This window comes from Salicibibacter cibi, from assembly GCF_016495865.1.
Lineage (GTDB): Bacteria > Bacillota > Bacilli > Bacillales > Marinococcaceae > Salicibibacter > Salicibibacter cibi.
Genome location: NZ_CP054706.1, coordinates 2,607,996 through 2,623,724, shown reverse-complemented (window position 1 = coordinate 2,623,724; position 15,729 = coordinate 2,607,996). Strand labels below are relative to the sequence as shown.

The 15,729-nt window shown below is 41.7% G+C and carries 11 protein-coding genes and 2 pseudogenes; 10 read left to right on the top strand and 3 right to left on the bottom strand.

Going from position 1 to position 15,729, the window contains the following annotated elements:
• Nucleotides 1-294: 294 nt before the first annotated feature.
• Together HUG20_RS13060 and HUG20_RS13050 are read right to left on the bottom strand one after the other, a co-directional pair.
• Nucleotides 295-1,466 (bottom strand): annotated as a pseudogene (locus tag HUG20_RS13060) (IS3 family transposase).
• A 577-nt stretch (nucleotides 1,467-2,043) separates the two neighbouring features.
• A pseudogene (locus HUG20_RS13050) lies at nucleotides 2,044-2,263 on the bottom strand (SDR family oxidoreductase); the annotation flags it as partial.
• A 922-nt stretch (nucleotides 2,264-3,185) separates the two neighbouring features.
• Between HUG20_RS13050 and HUG20_RS13045 the strand changes: the two are divergent.
• From HUG20_RS13045 to HUG20_RS20095, 6 genes are all read left to right on the top strand, one after another.
• Nucleotides 3,186-4,058: a helix-turn-helix domain-containing protein gene (locus tag HUG20_RS13045; RefSeq protein WP_200085096.1), complete on the top strand. Its 873-nt coding sequence runs from the start codon at nucleotides 3,186-3,188 to the stop codon at nucleotides 4,056-4,058.
• Nucleotides 4,059-5,414: 1,356 nt separating this feature from the next.
• Entirely contained in the window at nucleotides 5,415-6,290 is an 876-nt protein-coding gene (locus HUG20_RS13040; protein ID WP_200085095.1) for a hypothetical protein, read from the top strand.
• A gap of 56 nt (nucleotides 6,291-6,346) precedes the next feature.
• On the top strand, nucleotides 6,347-7,825 hold the full coding sequence (locus tag HUG20_RS13035; protein WP_200085094.1) for a type I restriction-modification system subunit M: 1,479 nt from the start codon (nucleotides 6,347-6,349) through the stop codon (nucleotides 7,823-7,825).
• On the top strand, nucleotides 7,815-9,113 hold the full coding sequence (locus HUG20_RS13030; RefSeq protein WP_200085093.1) for a restriction endonuclease subunit S: 1,299 nt from the start codon (nucleotides 7,815-7,817) through the stop codon (nucleotides 9,111-9,113). Before HUG20_RS13035 ends, HUG20_RS13030 begins: the two co-directional genes overlap by 11 nt.
• Entirely contained in the window at nucleotides 9,110-10,711 is a 1,602-nt protein-coding gene (locus HUG20_RS20100) for a type I restriction endonuclease subunit R (RefSeq protein WP_343073180.1), read from the top strand. Before HUG20_RS13030 ends, HUG20_RS20100 begins: the two co-directional genes overlap by 4 nt.
• Entirely contained in the window at nucleotides 10,677-11,984 is a 1,308-nt protein-coding gene (locus HUG20_RS20095) for a type I restriction enzyme endonuclease domain-containing protein (RefSeq protein ID WP_343073179.1), read from the top strand. The genes HUG20_RS20100 and HUG20_RS20095 overlap by 35 nt, the downstream gene beginning before the upstream one ends.
• A gap of 23 nt (nucleotides 11,985-12,007) precedes the next feature.
• On the opposite strand, the gene HUG20_RS13020 is transcribed toward HUG20_RS20095, so the two are convergent.
• On the bottom strand, nucleotides 12,008-12,739 hold the full coding sequence (locus HUG20_RS13020; protein ID WP_200085092.1) for a M48 family metallopeptidase: 732 nt from the start codon (nucleotides 12,737-12,739) through the stop codon (nucleotides 12,008-12,010).
• Nucleotides 12,740-13,525: 786 nt separating this feature from the next.
• On the opposite strand from HUG20_RS13020, the gene rhuM (HUG20_RS13015) reads away from it, so the two are divergent.
• The 4 genes from rhuM (HUG20_RS13015) (at nucleotide 13,526) to HUG20_RS13005 (ending at nucleotide 15,164) form a co-directional block, all read left to right on the top strand.
• Nucleotides 13,526-13,795: a RhuM family protein gene (rhuM, locus tag HUG20_RS13015; protein WP_425504071.1), complete on the top strand. Its 270-nt coding sequence runs from the start codon at nucleotides 13,526-13,528 to the stop codon at nucleotides 13,793-13,795.
• 114 nt (nucleotides 13,796-13,909) lie between these two features.
• Nucleotides 13,910-14,104 (top strand): hypothetical protein, encoded by a 195-nt coding sequence (locus tag HUG20_RS19185; protein ID WP_246476406.1) that lies wholly within the window; start codon nucleotides 13,910-13,912, stop codon nucleotides 14,102-14,104.
• Nucleotides 14,077-14,637 carry a RhuM family protein gene (rhuM, locus tag HUG20_RS13010; RefSeq protein ID WP_343073178.1) on the top strand — a complete coding sequence of 187 codons (561 nt, stop codon included), beginning with the start codon at nucleotides 14,077-14,079 and terminating at the stop codon, nucleotides 14,635-14,637. Before HUG20_RS19185 ends, rhuM (HUG20_RS13010) begins: the two co-directional genes overlap by 28 nt.
• 278 nt (nucleotides 14,638-14,915) lie before the next feature.
• Nucleotides 14,916-15,164: a hypothetical protein gene (locus tag HUG20_RS13005; RefSeq protein WP_200085090.1), complete on the top strand. Its 249-nt coding sequence runs from the start codon at nucleotides 14,916-14,918 to the stop codon at nucleotides 15,162-15,164.
• The last annotated feature ends 565 nt before the right edge of the window (nucleotides 15,165-15,729 follow it).

The window sequence follows — 15,729 nt, the reverse complement described above, 5'->3', positions numbered from 1 at the left end:
ACGAGCACAAAAATTGGTGCCTTTTCAGTCTTCAAGTTTCAAGCGACTCTTCTCCAAATCCGCCGCCTTTGACAGCTGTTTCGGTTCGTGGTGTGCATCTGATGGCGGCTGGAAGAAAAAACTCATGTTAGCATCAGCCGCATGCTTAGGATACCACGAACCGATCGATTCACACGATCCTGCGGCCGGGGGCCCCGATCCCCAACCGTCGGATCGCGGAATCGGGCACAGCTGTCAAAGGTAAAGTTCACGGCTCCCAGCAATAACGATCATGCTTGTTTTCCGCGTTTTTCGTTACGCCGTCGTATCGCCTCCTTGAGCTTGTCTATACTGCCGTTCGAATTGGTTAGGCGACACATAGCCAATGGTGGAATGCGTGCGTTCTTCGTTGTAAAAGCAGGCAATATACTCCCAAACGCTCATCTTAGCCTCCTCCCGTGTATCGTAGGTTTCATGCGCAAGCAGATCTTTTTCGATGGTTGCATGAAAAGACTCGATGCACGCATTGTCATAACAATCGCCTTTCCGGCTCATACTTGTGCGCATGCCGTGTTCCCGGAGAATGGCCTGGTAGTCATGGGACGCATATTGGCTCCCCCGGTCCGAATGATGGATGAGTCCCTCTTGCGGCGGTTGAAGGCGCATAGCCCGATGTAGGGCAGTCGTAGCCAGTTCTTTCGTGAGACGGTGACTGATATTCCAGCCAATGACCTTTCGAGAAAATAAGTCCATCACTGATGCTAGATAAAGCCAGCCTTCCCGGGTCCAGATATAGGTGATATCCGCCACCCAAGTCTCGCCGGGCTGCTCCGTATGAAAATCTCGTTTAAGCAGGTTGGGATAAATCGGTTGATGATGATTGGAATCCGTTGTCTTTTTCCCTTTCTTACTGGCGCTCTTTGGACGAAGCCCATATTCTCGCATATAAGTCGAGACCGTTTTCTGTGTGACCGTTAAGCCTTGTTTATACAGTTCCATCGTTATCCGCGGACTCCCATACGTTTTTCGGGATTGAACGAAGATTTCTTTTATGGCTTCGACGATGGATGCCTTCCGCTGTTTTTGCGAGCATTGCGCACGGTTACGCCATTCATAATAGCCGCCTCTGGAAACACCTAAAACCTTGCACATCTTCGCCACACGAAACTCGTGTCGGTGTTCCTCGATGAAGGCATAGATTACGCCTGGTTTTTGGCGAAGAAGGCCGCCGCCTTTTTTAGAATCGCCACTTCTTCTTCCAATTCCTCAATTCTTTTCATATCCCTTTGATGCTGCTTTTCCGCTGGCGTGAGATAACCGTTTCCGAAAAGGGCGTCTCCCTTGTCCTCCCGATAATTTCTCACCCAATTTTCCAGCGTGCTATCGGAGATCCCATGCTCTCTCGCGACATCCGCTCGCTTTTTCCCCTCATGAACGATAAGTTTCACCGCATACCGCTTAAATTCTATATCATGATGTTGCACTATCGGCACACTCCTTTAGATCCATTGTAACAATGCACCAATTTTGTGTGTCCAACTTTTATTCTACCTCCATGTTAGTGTAGTTTCACATCAAACGGAGGCGGTCCTTTTCCTTTCTCTAAACTTGGTTATTATATCGGTCAAAGTCCGGTCAGGCTTTATCGTCAACTTTCGGACTTTTTATTTCAGCGCAAACAATGGAGATCCTTTCCCCGGATAAAGCACGTGCTGATCGTTTAACAAAGTATCCTTGTATGAAGCAGCTGGCGTTAAAGGATACCGGATTGGACCCACATCATGAAACGGTGAAGGTTTTTGTTCTGCAAGAGCAATCATTCGAGCGAACGGATGTGTTCACGAAAAGTGATACCATAAAAGTAAGTCTTTTCCCGGATTTTGAAGTACAGTTAAATAAGCTTTTTCCATAAACCGCCCATGTGTGTTTTTAATCTCGTGAGGAGTTGCTTCGAACTGAGTGTAAACCATGAGTCTGGATTATAAATACAGCTATCCCCAACGATGGAAGGATAGCTTTTGTCGCTCTTTTCCTGTTATTTCATCCAGCCTAAAATACAGCAGTTCAACCCCTGTCAACTGGTATAACCACCCCGTTCAGAAAGGAGGAATCATCCGAGGCCAGAAACAAGGCTACATTTGCAATTTCCTCCGATGTACCTGCCCGAGGCATGACCGATTGGGGTATTTTCGTACGTTCCATACCGAATTGGCTTACCTCTGTCATAGACGCGCTAATATTTGTTTCAACGCCCCGGTGCAATCGCATTGCAGTGAATCCCTTTGTCGTAGGAAAAGGATCACATTCAAAGCACATCATGTGTCATGAAAAGAATGTTTACTTTTAGCAGCTGTACATAGTATAATGATTGCAAAGAAGGAATAAACTAAAAAAGACCGCTGGTGCTGCTACACCAACGGTTCCAACAGAACTTGTACTCACTTAAAGTGCAGTTCACCTGAAGAAGGTGACTACCCCTCTAAGCTTGTGGAGTTGCTCGGGGGAGTCACTTTTTTTCATTGTCTTCTTTTTTGGCAATGAAATAGACGAGCGTCGAAATTGCTGTGCAAAGCATCAGCGCTTCATACACTGTCATAAGCGTTCACCTCCTCTCGCCCATAAGCGATGGGAAGAAAGGAAGGTGAACTGCACCCCGAGCACGTTCTGTTGTTATTGTAGTATACCATTAATCATTAGGAATTTGGTAATAGACTCTAACAAATATTAACCAATTTATATTACAAGCATGTCCCAAGCATAGCTGTAGGGTGTCAGGAATATATTTTAAAAAATAGAAACGCTTTCGCTCATGCGAAGAGTTTCTGTCCTCGTGACAAGTTTCACGCACACGCATGTGCGGTGAAAATTTGTGAGAGCATAAAGGGTATTTGCGGAATGGCGTTTGCGTGTGGTCCCAGTCCGTAGTATAATGACTCTTAAGAAAGCATAATCTAAAAAAGACCGCTGGTGCGTCAACACCAACGGTCCCAACAGAACGTGTACTCACTTAAAGTGCAGTTCACCAGGAGAGGTGACTACCCCTCAAGCTTGCAGTGCCCGGGGGAGTCACTTTTTTTCATTGTCGTTGTTTTTAAAGATATAAATTCTATGAAATGTTAGCAAAGAGAAATCTTAATCAAAATCCCCCTTTTTTTCTCAAAAGCATCGATATCCCTATCAGAGAAGAAAAAATAGGGGGCTATGTCATGTGTCCAAACCTTAGCAATGCCGATCTCTGCTCATACAAATCGCTGTCGCCATTCACGAATGTAGAAGAACTTAACCGGGCGATTCGCATTCACTTATACGCCCATTCACACGAATTGACGGAAAACGCCGTCGCTGTTTTCAAATTGATTGCCCGTCACGCGGTGAAGACGGTCGGCGTCGCATTTTTAAAATACGACGTTATGGCTACACACCTCGGCGTTTCGTCCTCAACGGTCAAGCGCATCATACGTGTGCTTAAAGAACGGCAGATGATCGACGTTTATCGGACGGTGAGACAGCGCGGTAAGGTACGCGGCGGGTACGGCCATAACGTGTTTCTCATCGTTGATCCATCGACTGATCCGTCGGAAATGAACCATCGATCAAACCCGGAAAATACTGATGCATCAAACGTTCAGCCTGAACAAAAGGAAACCGAAGCTTTGTCTTTTGAAGCAGGCTCCCTTTCAGAGAAAAAAGAACCACGTAAAGCCGTCGCGAATGAAAAATTAGACGCTTCGTTCGTCCCGGCTCATGTCCCGCCCCTTTTCGTCACAGCGGCTCAACCCTTTTATGATGCTGAATACATTTATAATCTCTGGGGTCGAGCGGTAAGCGCATATAAGTATATCAATACCGATGCCGATCTCATGGAAGACGACATTGTACATGCTATTGTGCAGGCGTTTAAAGGCGCGATGTTTATGCAAAAAACCGGTCGTTTGCGCGGTTCATTAGCGGGCTACTTTTACGGCGCGTGCAAACGGATTTTTGAACAGATCTATCAAGAGGAACTCGACGAATTATGGCAGCAACGAACGCACAACATCAGGGAAGAAGATTTGCCGGGGTGGTTGACGGCAGATTAACAAGATATCCAAACACATTGAATTTACTACGGAGATGGCACTAGCAAGCGAAAAAAATACAACCGTTTTAAAGATATCATGTTTCAAACAACCACTCATCATTACCCATACTGGATGGGAATTTCAAGAGCTTATTTGAAAAAAACCTTAAGAGAAAGTATACCCATGCGTGTTCAGAAACATTGGCACGATATCGAAACTAGGTAGTCAGACGATGAACCACTGAGTGATGAAGAAAACGACCAACTGCAACGTGACAGAGACATTACACACCGTGGGAGGATGTGAAAAATGAGCACGGCTTATAAATAAAGCTATCCTGCAAAAGATGCTGCAAGGATAGCTTTATACCGTGCATTTTACCGATCACATTGTCAATATTCGCTGATTCTGAAACATTTGCCAGTTCACGAGATGATACGATCCCTTTTACATTTTCTTCGGCACCTTCTGTATCGGAAAGTCTTGTTAAAAAGGGGAAATATGATCACTTATTTGGTATTGAAAGTTATAAATGGTAAAATAGAAATGGATACTAAGTTATAATACATAAATTTGTCATTTAGATATTAAGTCTTACCAATTGTGGATAAAAAGTAAACCTGTCTTGGAGAGCTAATGCATTTTTTTAAATGAAAAAGGCAGGAACGCTTTCACTTGTGCGAAGAGTTCCTGTCAATCGTTGCAAGTTTCACGCACGCGCATATGCGGTGAGTGAACCAATGTTTAATGTACCCTTATTATGATGTATAAATTTACAATTGTAAATGTAATTTGTTGATAAAAATGGAAAAGCAATGAAAAACCGCATCCTATGGCCATGCCAACTCAGATTTATAAGTTCTTCGTTGAATGAAATGCGATGATTAAGAGGATGAAATTCACTGGATTAATTTCGGTGGACATTATGCCAGTGAAGGAATTAAGCATTAATTTATAAAGTTATCAAAAAATGACCTGTTTTTTGTACATTTTACTAAAAATCAATAACCCCTCCAAGCTCTACAAGCTTAAAAGGGGTAGTCACCTTACCTAATAAATTCTACTATGCTAAGGGGTATTGTGCAAACATTTCTACTCTTCTTTGAAATAATTCTAAAAGCTGGGCGAGATAAAGCTGCCGATAGAGACACTGGTATAACAGGTGATACGCTTATATGTTATTGTTAATGCACAAGATGAATAGTTTATAGTCGGTCAACAAGAAGGATAAAAGCTATTATGGTAAGCATTACACATTGAATAAAATCAGCTATAATAATAGTATAATATAAAGATAGTGAGGAATGTACTATTCATAAAGAGTTCTCAAACTTTAAATCTTCCCGTAAATATCGACTAATCAAAACGTCCAGAATGTATAAAGACAAAAAAGTTGATGCAACGCGTGTTCGAACTGTGAAATTCACTCAAAATGATACTGTGAAACATTTCGCGGAGTTCCAAAAATATGACCTATTGCCCCCCTCAATTTTCACACTTCCAGATTCAATTGGAAAGCAGATGACACAAATGATAGCAGATACGGAAAGTCTTAGGACATCTGTTTTCAATCATTCCAAGCAATTGAATGATGTTTTTGCCAATTTTACGCTTTCAGATACAATTGGAAAGCAAATGACACAAATGATAACAGATACGGAAAGTCTTAGGATATCTCTTTTCGATCAAGCCAAACAATTCAATGATGTTGTTACTGATTTCCCGATGTCAGATACAATACAAAGGCAAATGTCACAAATGGCTGCCAACTTTACAACTTTTGATGTTTTGCAAGAGCAAGCAAATAGGATGGCTGAGAGCTTAAGACCATCGTTATTGATTACTTTTAATGAAGTTCACAATCAATTAAGGAAACTAGGAGATCTTTACTCGAGTGAAATAAATGAAGCTTTTAGACACTTCAATGACTTTGTTGCAGAAGTGGAACAGGATCTTGAAACTTCTCCGGAAGAAGAGAAAAAACAATTTAATGATATTGTGCAATTACTTAAGAAATGTAAAACTCTCATTCAGGTGAGAAACGTACTAAAAAGTCCGATTACTGCTAATGTATTGATGGTTTTAGGGTTAATAGCTGGTGCGCCAAAAGAAATAAACATACAAATAAACGGAAATGAAAATTCGATTTACATCGAACAAGAAGAATCAAATATTTTTATAGAAGACAATGGTGAAGAAAACCAGTTGAAACAACTGGAAGATGAAACAGAAGAAAGGCAAGACTCCTAGAGTCTTTTTCAAAGCATGTTATGGGTGAACATTTCATAAAAGGAGTTTAAACAAATATGCCACTAACACTACAACAACTCGAATCCCACTTATGGGAATCCGCAAACATCCTACGGGGTAGCATCGATTCCTCGGACTATAAAAATTACATATTCGGTCTGTTGTTCTTAAAACGGTTAAATGATGTTTTCGTAGAGACGGCGCAAGACATTGAAGAAAAGGAAGGCGACGATTATGGGTGGTATGAACGGGATGAGCACCAATTTTTCGTACCTGATCGTTCCCGTTGGAACCATATCCAAGCGCAAACGCAGGATATTGGTGACAGTTTGAACACAGCGTTTGAAGCGCTGGAGGAAGAAAACAAATCACTGGAAGGTGTACTCGCCAACATAGATTTCAACGATAAGGAAAAACTCCCTGATTCGTTGCTTACACAATTGATTCAGCATTTCACGGCGATTGATTTGCGTAATCAAAATCTATCAGAGCCAGATATGCTCGGTCGCGCCTATGAATACTTAATCAAACAGTTCGCCGATGATGCAGGCAAAAAAGGTGGAGAATTCTACACGCCAAGCAAAGTCGTTGAATTACTCGTTAAGCTTCTCAAGCCAGAAGAAGGCATGCGCGTTAGCGACCCGACGGTTGGTTCCGGCGGCATGCTCATTCAGTCGGTCGATTACATCAAATCTCAAGGTGGCAATCCTGCCAACTTAACGCTTCACGGTCAGGAACGGAACCTGAATACATGGGCAATCTGTAAAATGAACCTGCTCTTGCACGGGCTAAGTGATCATGAAATAAAAAAAGGGGACACTATCCGCAGCCCAGAATTGATCGAAGATGGAGAGTTGATGCTGTATGACCGTGTCATTGCCAATCCTCCGTTCAGTCTAAAAAACTGGGGAAGAGAGGAAGCGGAGACGAATAAATATGGTCGTTTCCGTTTCGGACTACCTCCTAAAAATGCTGGGGATTTAGCGTTCATTCAGCATATGGTGGCAACCTTGAATCATGAAGGAAAAGCTGGCATTGTCATGCCGCATGGCGTACTGTTCCGTGGTGGAGCAGAAGGAAAAATTCGCAAAGGATTGCTGGAGGAAGATTTACTGGAAGCAGTGATCGGTTTACCTGCTAACCTCTTTTACGGTACGGGGATACCGGCGAGTATTCTTATTTTTAATCGAGGGAAAGAAGAAGATAAAAAAGGAAAGGTCTTCTTCGTTCACGGTGCAGATGATTATGAGCCCGGAACGAACCAAAATGTTTTACGCGATAATGATATAAGTAAGATAGTATCTTCTTATGATCAATGGCGGGATAAGGAGAAATATTGTACTGTCGTAGGTCTAGAAGAAATTAGGGGGAATGACTACAACTTAAACATTCCTAGATATATTGATATTACCGAGGAAGAGGAAGATATTGATGTAAAAGATGAACTTGCTAAACTTCATAAGTTGGAACTAGAAAGAGGAGAGATTGAAATAACCATGAAGAGTTATTTGAAGGAGCTAGGATATGTTGAGTAAAGAAAAATTCATAGAAAAACATAGGAGGCCATTTTCTCACCCTCTTCCTGATCAATGGGGGTATCAAAAAATAGGGAATCACTTGAAAGAAAGTAAAGAAAAAAATAGAGAGAAATTACCATTATATTCAGTTACAATGAGCCAAGGGATTGTACCACAAGAATTAAGTAATAAACGAGATATTTCTTCGGTAGATAAATCTAGATATAAAGTAATTGAACCTAATGATATAGTTTATAATACAATGCGGATGTGGCAAGGGGTAGTTGGCTTGAGTGATGTTACAGGGATAGTGAGCCCCGCTTACACCGTATGTCAACTATCAGAAGGTATTTACGGGAAATATGTAGAATTTTTATTTAAAAGCAGGCCGATGATTAACCTATTTCATCGGTTTTCCCAAGGCCTCGTAAGCGATACATTAAATTTAAAATACAGCCATTTGAAAGATATTTTAATGCCAATCCCACCTCTCCCCGAACAACGAAAAATCGCGGCTATCCTAACTTCCGTAGATAATGCCATTGAAAAAACAGAAGCCATCATTGCGCAAACGGAAAAAGTGAAAAATGGGCTGATGCAAAAGCTTCTCACCCAAGGCATCGGCCATACGAAGTTTAAGCAAACAGAGATCGGAGAGATCCCTGAGGAGTGGGAAATAGTGACACTTGATAGGGTGGTTACTAAACTTTTCTCGGGAGTAAGCGTCAATTCTGAAGATAGAATAAAAAAGCCTCATGAGAAGGGAATATTAAAAACTAGTGCTGTAACTAATAGAATTTTTAATGCACTTGAACATAAAACAATATTACCTTTAGAAGAAGAAAGAGCTGCTGTCACTCCTAAAAAAAATCATATTGTTATAAGTAGAATGAACACCCCACTTCTTGTAGGAGCCAGTTCCTATGTTGATAAAGATCACTCCGACCTGTATTTACCTGACCGATTATGGCAGGCAGAAACGAATAATAATGTAATATCTTTATGGCTTAGCTATGTACTTACATGGAATAAAATGCGATCAATTATTAGTTCAATTTCTACTGGAACTAGCGGTAGTATGAAAAACATTTCTCAGAAAGCTCTTCTTAATTTAAAAATAAGTTTACCTTCATTATCGGAGCAAGAAAATATTTCTCAAATTCTTGTGTCTGTCGACAACAAAATCACCGCAGAACAACAAAAGATGACCCAGCTCCAAACCCTAAAAAAAGGCCTAATGCAAGTCCTGCTTACCGGAAAGGTCCGGGTAAAGGTTGACGAAGAAGATGAGGTGGTCTCCACATGACGGAGTTAACCGAAAAGGAACTCGTGGAAAACCGAATGATCCGGCAACTTCAAAGTTTGGGCTATGAGCACGCTCATGGCCCTGCTTTAGATGCGGAAAGAGATACGCAGCGTGACGTGGTGCTGTCGAAACGTTTATCCAACGCCATTCAACGATTAAATCCATGGATCGATGAAAACAATCTCAATAAAGTGATCCGCCAGATTACGCATATTGACGCCACGAGTGTCATGGAAGCGAATGAAGCCTTCCATAAAGATCTCGTCAGCTACATATCGATTCAACAGGATCTTGGAAAAGGGAAAAAGAACCAGACCGTCAAAATGATCGATTTTGATCATCCCGAAAACAATGAATTCCTCGTCGTGGATCAGCTAACGATCAGCGATGTCGGCGGCACGATTAAACCGGACTTAATCCTTTACATCAATGGCCTTCCTTTGGTCGTCATTGAATGTAAAAGTCCTACGATTACTAACCAAATGGGTGAAGCTGTTAAACAACTCAACAGATACCAAAGAGACGCCGACCGTCTTTTTCATTACACGCAATTTTTGGTCGCAACGAGCGGGGAACTGGCTCAAGCTGGAACCGTAGCTGCACAAACACGGCATTATAGCGAATGGAAAGATCCGTGGCCATTTGAAATCAAAGATATCGGAACAGAACCGAATCGGCAGGATATTTTAACCGTCGGAATGCTCACGAAGACGCAATTACTGGATCTTGTGCAAAATTTTATCGTCTACGAACCCGAAGGCGGCAAGACGATAAAAAAGCTTGCGCGTTATCAGCAGTTTCGTGCGGTCAATAAAGCGATTGAACGTATTATGAATGCGGAAACCTCGAAAGAGCGGGGCGGTGTCGTTTGGCATACGCAGGGCAGTGGCAAAAGTTTGTCGATGCTGTATTTAGCAGTGAAACTTCGCCGTATCCCTTCCTTAAAAAACCCTACGATCTTGATTGTAACCGATCGAAATGATCTGGATAATCAGATTGCGGGGACGTTCCGGCGTTGTGGATTTCCCAACCCAAAACAAGCTGAGGGGGTCAACGATTTACGTAAGTCATTAACCCAAGCCCGGGGCTCTACAATTACGACAACTGTACACAAGTTTCAGGAAGGAGAAGAAGGCGAAGCGCACCCGGTCCTTTCTGAAGATGAAAATATCTTCGTCATGGTCGATGAAAGCCATCGTACGCAATACAAAGGACTTGCCGTGAACATGCGCTCCGCTTTGCCAAACGCCTGTTACTTAGGGTTTACCGGCACGCCGATTGATAAAGAGGACCGTAGTACGACGCGCACGTTCGGCCCTTATATTGATAAATACACCATACAACAAGCGGTGGACGATGGCGCAACCGTACCTATTTTCTACGAAGGGCGTATGACCGATCTTCATGTCCAAGAGGAATCCCTCGATACCCTTTTTGACCGCATGTTTCGAGAGTATCCGGAAGAAGATCGAGAACGCATCAAGCAAAGATATGCGACGGAAGAGGCTTTAACAGGGGCACCGAAACGGGTGGAGCAAATCGTTTTAGACTTGATTCATCATTTTGAAACGCATATTCAGCCGGATGGATTTATATAAGCAAAAACTCGATGAATTGAGCGATCTTGAATCTGTCGTTATTTTTTCAGGAAGCCACAATGATGGTGAACATTTACAGAAATACCATTTATCCAATGTTGAGGAAAAGAATTATATCGATCGTTTTAAAACAGCGGGGGACCCGCTTGAAGTCATTATAGTGGTCGACAAGTTACTCACCGGCTTCGATGCGCCGATAGAACAAGTGATGTATTTGGATAAGTCATTAAAAGAGCATAATCTATTACAGGCGATTGCGCGAACCAATCGCCGTTACAAAGGAAAAACCCACGGGCTTCTAGTGGATTATTATGGCGTGTCTTCAAATTTAAACGAAGCGCTAAGTGTTTTTGAAGATAATGACATTGAAGGTGCCTTGCATCCGGTGGAAAGTGAAATCCCCCGCTTACAGAATCGTCACCGAGCCGCCATGCGTTATTTTGACCACGTTGATTTTTTTGATTCGGAAGCATGTATTCAAGTGTTGCGGCCGGAAGATGTACGGAATGAATTCGATGTGGCGTTTCGAAAGTTTGCGGAAAGCGTGAATATGGTAATGCCATATCCGAAAGCCGAGCCGTATAAGAAAGATTTAAAATTCCTTGGCAAAATCCGTCAAATGGCAAAAACTCGCTATCGGGAACCACAAATGGATATTTCCGATTGCGGTGAAAAAGTGAAACGTCTCATTGCCGAACATTTGCAAGCGTCATCGATAGAAGTGTTGAACGAACCCATTGATATTATGTCCGGAAAGTTTGTCGAACGTGTTGAGACATTTGAGTCAGACGAAGCAAAGGCGTCGGAAATGGAACACGCCATTCGCCATGAAATAAGAGTAAAATTAGACGAAAACCCCGTGTACTATACGTCTTTAAAAGAAAAGTTGGAACAGCTCATTGAAGCAGGTAAGGAAAAACGGATCGATCTTATCGAGCAACTCGAAGAACTTCAAAAGCTAACTGAGGAACTCCGTAATAGCGATAAGCAAGGGGAAGAAGAAGGCTTTACAAAAGAAGAATATCCATTCTTTCAACTGATGGAAAAAGAGCTGTCTTATGATGAAAAAGAGCCTTTGAAAGAATTAACGCATCTCATTACAGAAGACATCCAGGACTATGCAGTAATGGATTGGACAGAAAAAGATGAAGTGCAACGACAAATGCGTAGGAAGCTTAAACGCCAGCTACGGGCCAGCCATTGCCCGAAAGATCAGTTGGAAGGCTTGACACAACAAATGATGGACTTGGCGAAGGTGCATTATAAAAAATAAGGAAGTTGGGTTGCATTGCGAGGTTAAAGATGAAGCGTTGGCCCATTCACCCGTAACCATTCTTTTCGCTTTTCATAATCCGGAAGAATGCTATGCACGGTATTCCAAAAGTTTTTGGAATGATCGGCGTATTTTAAGTGTGACAGCTCGTGAACAATGACGTAATCTAATACGGATACTGGGGCCATCACGATTTTCCAATTCAAATAGATGGCTCCTTCTTTTGTACAAGATCCCCAGCGCAATTGTTGTTCTTTGAGAGTGAGATTCGCAGGAGGAGAGACATTTAGTTTTTGGATATATAGTTTCGCTCGTGCATTTACTTTTCGCTGGCCGTAGCGTATGTACCAGTTTTTGAACAAGGCATAAAGCTGGTCGTTTTTTTCATTGTTGGTGCTCGTTTCGGGGATATAAGCCAAAAATTGCCCTTTTTGAAAAGCAAGGTCAGCACGAGAACGATCGCTTTCCTTATACACTTTTAAACGATATTGTCTCCCTAAGTACGGGAATTTTTCGCCGCTTACAAATTCTTTAGGACAAGCTGGAACGGTAATCTCGTTAAATTCATACCATTTTTCTATCATCCAGGGAGCCTTTTTACGAAGGATGTCATGGAGTTTTTCCGTTGAAATATCAGACGGTGCTGTCACTTGAACCCCATCCAGCCACTCAACAGCAATCGAAACATCCTTTTTATGCGCTTGATAATGGAGGGAGTAATCAATCGTTGTATTGCCGTAGTTGAAAGATGGCATGGTAGAGAAGCTCCTTTCCCTCAAAGCTGGGCTCATTCTCACTTATTGTAGCATATATGAGCAATCCAGTACCCAATTGAGGATATAGAAAAATGAGCGTCCCTTTTGCTTTTAAAAGCTACCCTTAAGAACGTATGTGTGATATAATATAAATACAAACAATAGTTCGACAAGGATATTGAAGATGAATAAACACTAACAAATGAGCTTCGTTCTTTTCAAGTTTTCTGCTGAACTTATCGTTTTAACAGGCGAAAATTGAGCAAAGGGCGTAATAGATGTATGTCGAATAAAACAAATATCCTAATCTATCAGACAACAGAAGACAGATATTCGAAAATAGATGTTAGATTAGAAATTAGGACTGTATGGATGACGCAGAAAGCGATGGCGGTATTGTACCAAAAGGGAGTAAATACAATTAATAAGCACATTAAGAATATCTTCACAGTGTGAGACAGTGAAAAGTGTTCCAAATACTTTACGGCAAAAAAAAGGAAGGGTCAAGAAATATTAAAAGGAAAATTCTTCATTATAACTTAGATGTTATATTTAATATTGCATTGAGAGGCCAGTATTTTGAAGAATTCAATCAGCTGTTAGATTTTGCGAAATTAAATGGTGTGAAAATGGATTATTTAGTTTTTGTTCCAATTAAGGAACGGCACTTTGGAAAAATGCTAAATGGTTCTCTAGAAGGAATTACAGATATATATACACAATATAAATCAGTAAGGTGTTAATACGATAAATGAGCATATAAAGAACATTTTTGCCGAAGACGAATTGGATGAAGAAGAAACTATTCGGCAAAAACTAATAGTTCAAATGGAAGGTAAAAGAGAAGTTGAAAGAGATGTGTCATTTTACAATCTCGAAATTATCCTGGCAGTTGGATACAGGGTCCGTTCACACCGTGGTACACAGATTAGGAATTGGGCTACTAAAAGACTCAACGAATATTTAGTTAAAGGCTTTACCATGGATGATGATCGACTAAAAGAAATGCGAAATAGTGGTGAAGATTATTTCGACGAATTACTTGAACGCATCTGAGATATCCGCGCTTTAGAAAAAAGTTTTACCAAAAGATTACTGATATATAGGGACTGCTGAATAGCGGAAAAAGACTGGCACATAAGCATTTTCCGTTGGTGTTGTCAAAACTGGATGCAAGGAAATCCATCCTATAAGCAAAAAACCCTTGCACTTCTGGCAATGTACGGAGGGACGGTGCTGCAATGGCGAGACTCCAGCGGAAAAACGGACGCGTCAAGCCCCCACAGCGCCGGTTTTGCGCGAGGAGGCTTGACCGTTCGTCCGCGGAAAGCGAAGCCATGGAAGCGACATCCCGGCTTCAGCTGATAGCTGCAAGTTGTTCAGCAATCCCTATATATGCCACCTCCGTGGATTATGAGCCTCAAGCTGAACTCACGCAACAATTTTTTGCAACAGTCCAAAACAAACTACACTTTGCGGTCCATGGATATACTGTCGCGGAACTCATTTCTAAAAGAGCCAATGCTGAAAACGAAAACATGGGGTTACAAGCATGGAAAGGTGAAAGAGTTCGTAAAAGTGATGTGACGATAGCTAAGAATTATTTGACAGAAGATGAATTAGATTCACTAAACAGAATTGTCACGATGTATCTTGATTATGCAGAAGAACAAGCCAAACGTCATCAACCGATGTATATGGAAAACTGGATAGATAGGTTAAATGCTTTTCTTAAATTCAATGAACGCGACATCTTGGAAAATGCGGGTGAAATATCGAAAGAAGTAGCGGATCAGCTGGCCACGAGTCAATACGATAAATATCATCAACATCGCTTAAGCCTAGATAAGAGAGATGACTTTGAAGATTTTATTAAGAATAGATGGTTAGATAAGTGATTTCGAATGTAACCGATACGTATCGGTTACATCCCATGTGATTCGTCAATTCATCGAAGCAATGGTGCTCATCGAACGCCGTTTTTTCACTACGCCACGAAAAATTGGCAACGACTTCTTTTAAGGCCTACTCGATCCTCCCGCCCGTCGGCTATTGGGCAACGAGCTAACCATTTCTATGAATACTAGTTATGCGAGATAATAAAAGGGGTATAGTAGTTATAGATGGATCTTGCGATCATTAGTTAAAGAATATCTAATGAAAGGATGGTACAGCAATGGGGAAAGTAACAAAAGCAGTTGGTGTAGCCGGGGCAGTCGCTGGAGCAGTGTACTTGTCAAAGGGGGAAAATCGCCAGAAAGTAAAGAGACAGCTAGCGAAAATACAAGGGAAAGAAGATTCATCGTATCTTAAAAATTTGGGCAAGCCTTCAGACATAGAGGATGCCAATATGGTGAACGAAGGCGCTATGACAAGCGTGCAGTATTATAATCGACTTCAGGATGAAAAAACTGAGTCAAAATAATGCATTTTTGGATCACCGGCAAACAGCGTAAGAGTTTGCTCGTGGTCTTTTTTTATCCAATATTAACCAGACCGTCGTTTCAGCTTATCTAGCTCTCGGTCGTGTTTCCCTATTTTTCGATCAAAATAGTCAAGATCCTTTTTGGTTGCCATATTTTCTTTAACAGTGTTCAGGTCAATTCGTATAGTTTGTACATCGGACCCCAGCAGTGCATCTATCTTTGTCTCTGTTTCTTCTTGCCCGTCGCGAAGGGCTCGTGTGATTTGCTGTAAGTCGAAATCGATCCTTTAACTTTTATATTCACCCTAAATCGTCGATCCATATTTTGTCACATTCACCGGACTAATTTGGCGTTCGGCAACCATTATAAGTCTCTAAAACCCTAGCCTGAAGACTCAAATTGCCACTGAGTAACGTTGAGAGTCCGCAGAACGAGTATCTGAAGACTCAAATTGCCACTGAGTAACGTTGAGCGTCCGCAGAACGAGTATCTGAAGACTCAAATTGTCACTGAGCAACGTTGAGCGTCCGCAGAACGAGTATCTGAAGACTCAAAATGCCACTG

Excerpts from the sequence above, each read along its gene's own strand:
- HUG20_RS13045 (WP_200085096.1), top strand. The coding sequence starts at position 3,186 with ATGTGTCCAAACCTTAGCAATGCCGATCTCTGCTCATACAAATCGCTG.
- HUG20_RS13040 (WP_200085095.1), top strand. The coding sequence starts at position 5,415 with ATGTATAAAGACAAAAAAGTTGATGCAACGCGTGTTCGAACTGTGAAA.
- HUG20_RS13035 (WP_200085094.1), top strand. The coding sequence starts at position 6,347 with ATGCCACTAACACTACAACAACTCGAATCCCACTTATGGGAATCCGCA.
- HUG20_RS13030 (WP_200085093.1), top strand. The coding sequence starts at position 7,815 with ATGTTGAGTAAAGAAAAATTCATAGAAAAACATAGGAGGCCATTTTCT.
- HUG20_RS20100 (WP_343073180.1), top strand. The coding sequence starts at position 9,110 with ATGACGGAGTTAACCGAAAAGGAACTCGTGGAAAACCGAATGATCCGG.
- HUG20_RS13020 (WP_200085092.1), bottom strand. The coding sequence starts at position 12,739 with ATGCCATCTTTCAACTACGGCAATACAACGATTGATTACTCCCTCCAT.
- HUG20_RS19185 (WP_246476406.1), top strand. The coding sequence starts at position 13,910 with ATGCAAGGAAATCCATCCTATAAGCAAAAAACCCTTGCACTTCTGGCA.
- rhuM (WP_343073178.1), top strand. The coding sequence starts at position 14,077 with ATGGAAGCGACATCCCGGCTTCAGCTGATAGCTGCAAGTTGTTCAGCA.
- HUG20_RS13005 (WP_200085090.1), top strand. The coding sequence starts at position 14,916 with ATGGGGAAAGTAACAAAAGCAGTTGGTGTAGCCGGGGCAGTCGCTGGA.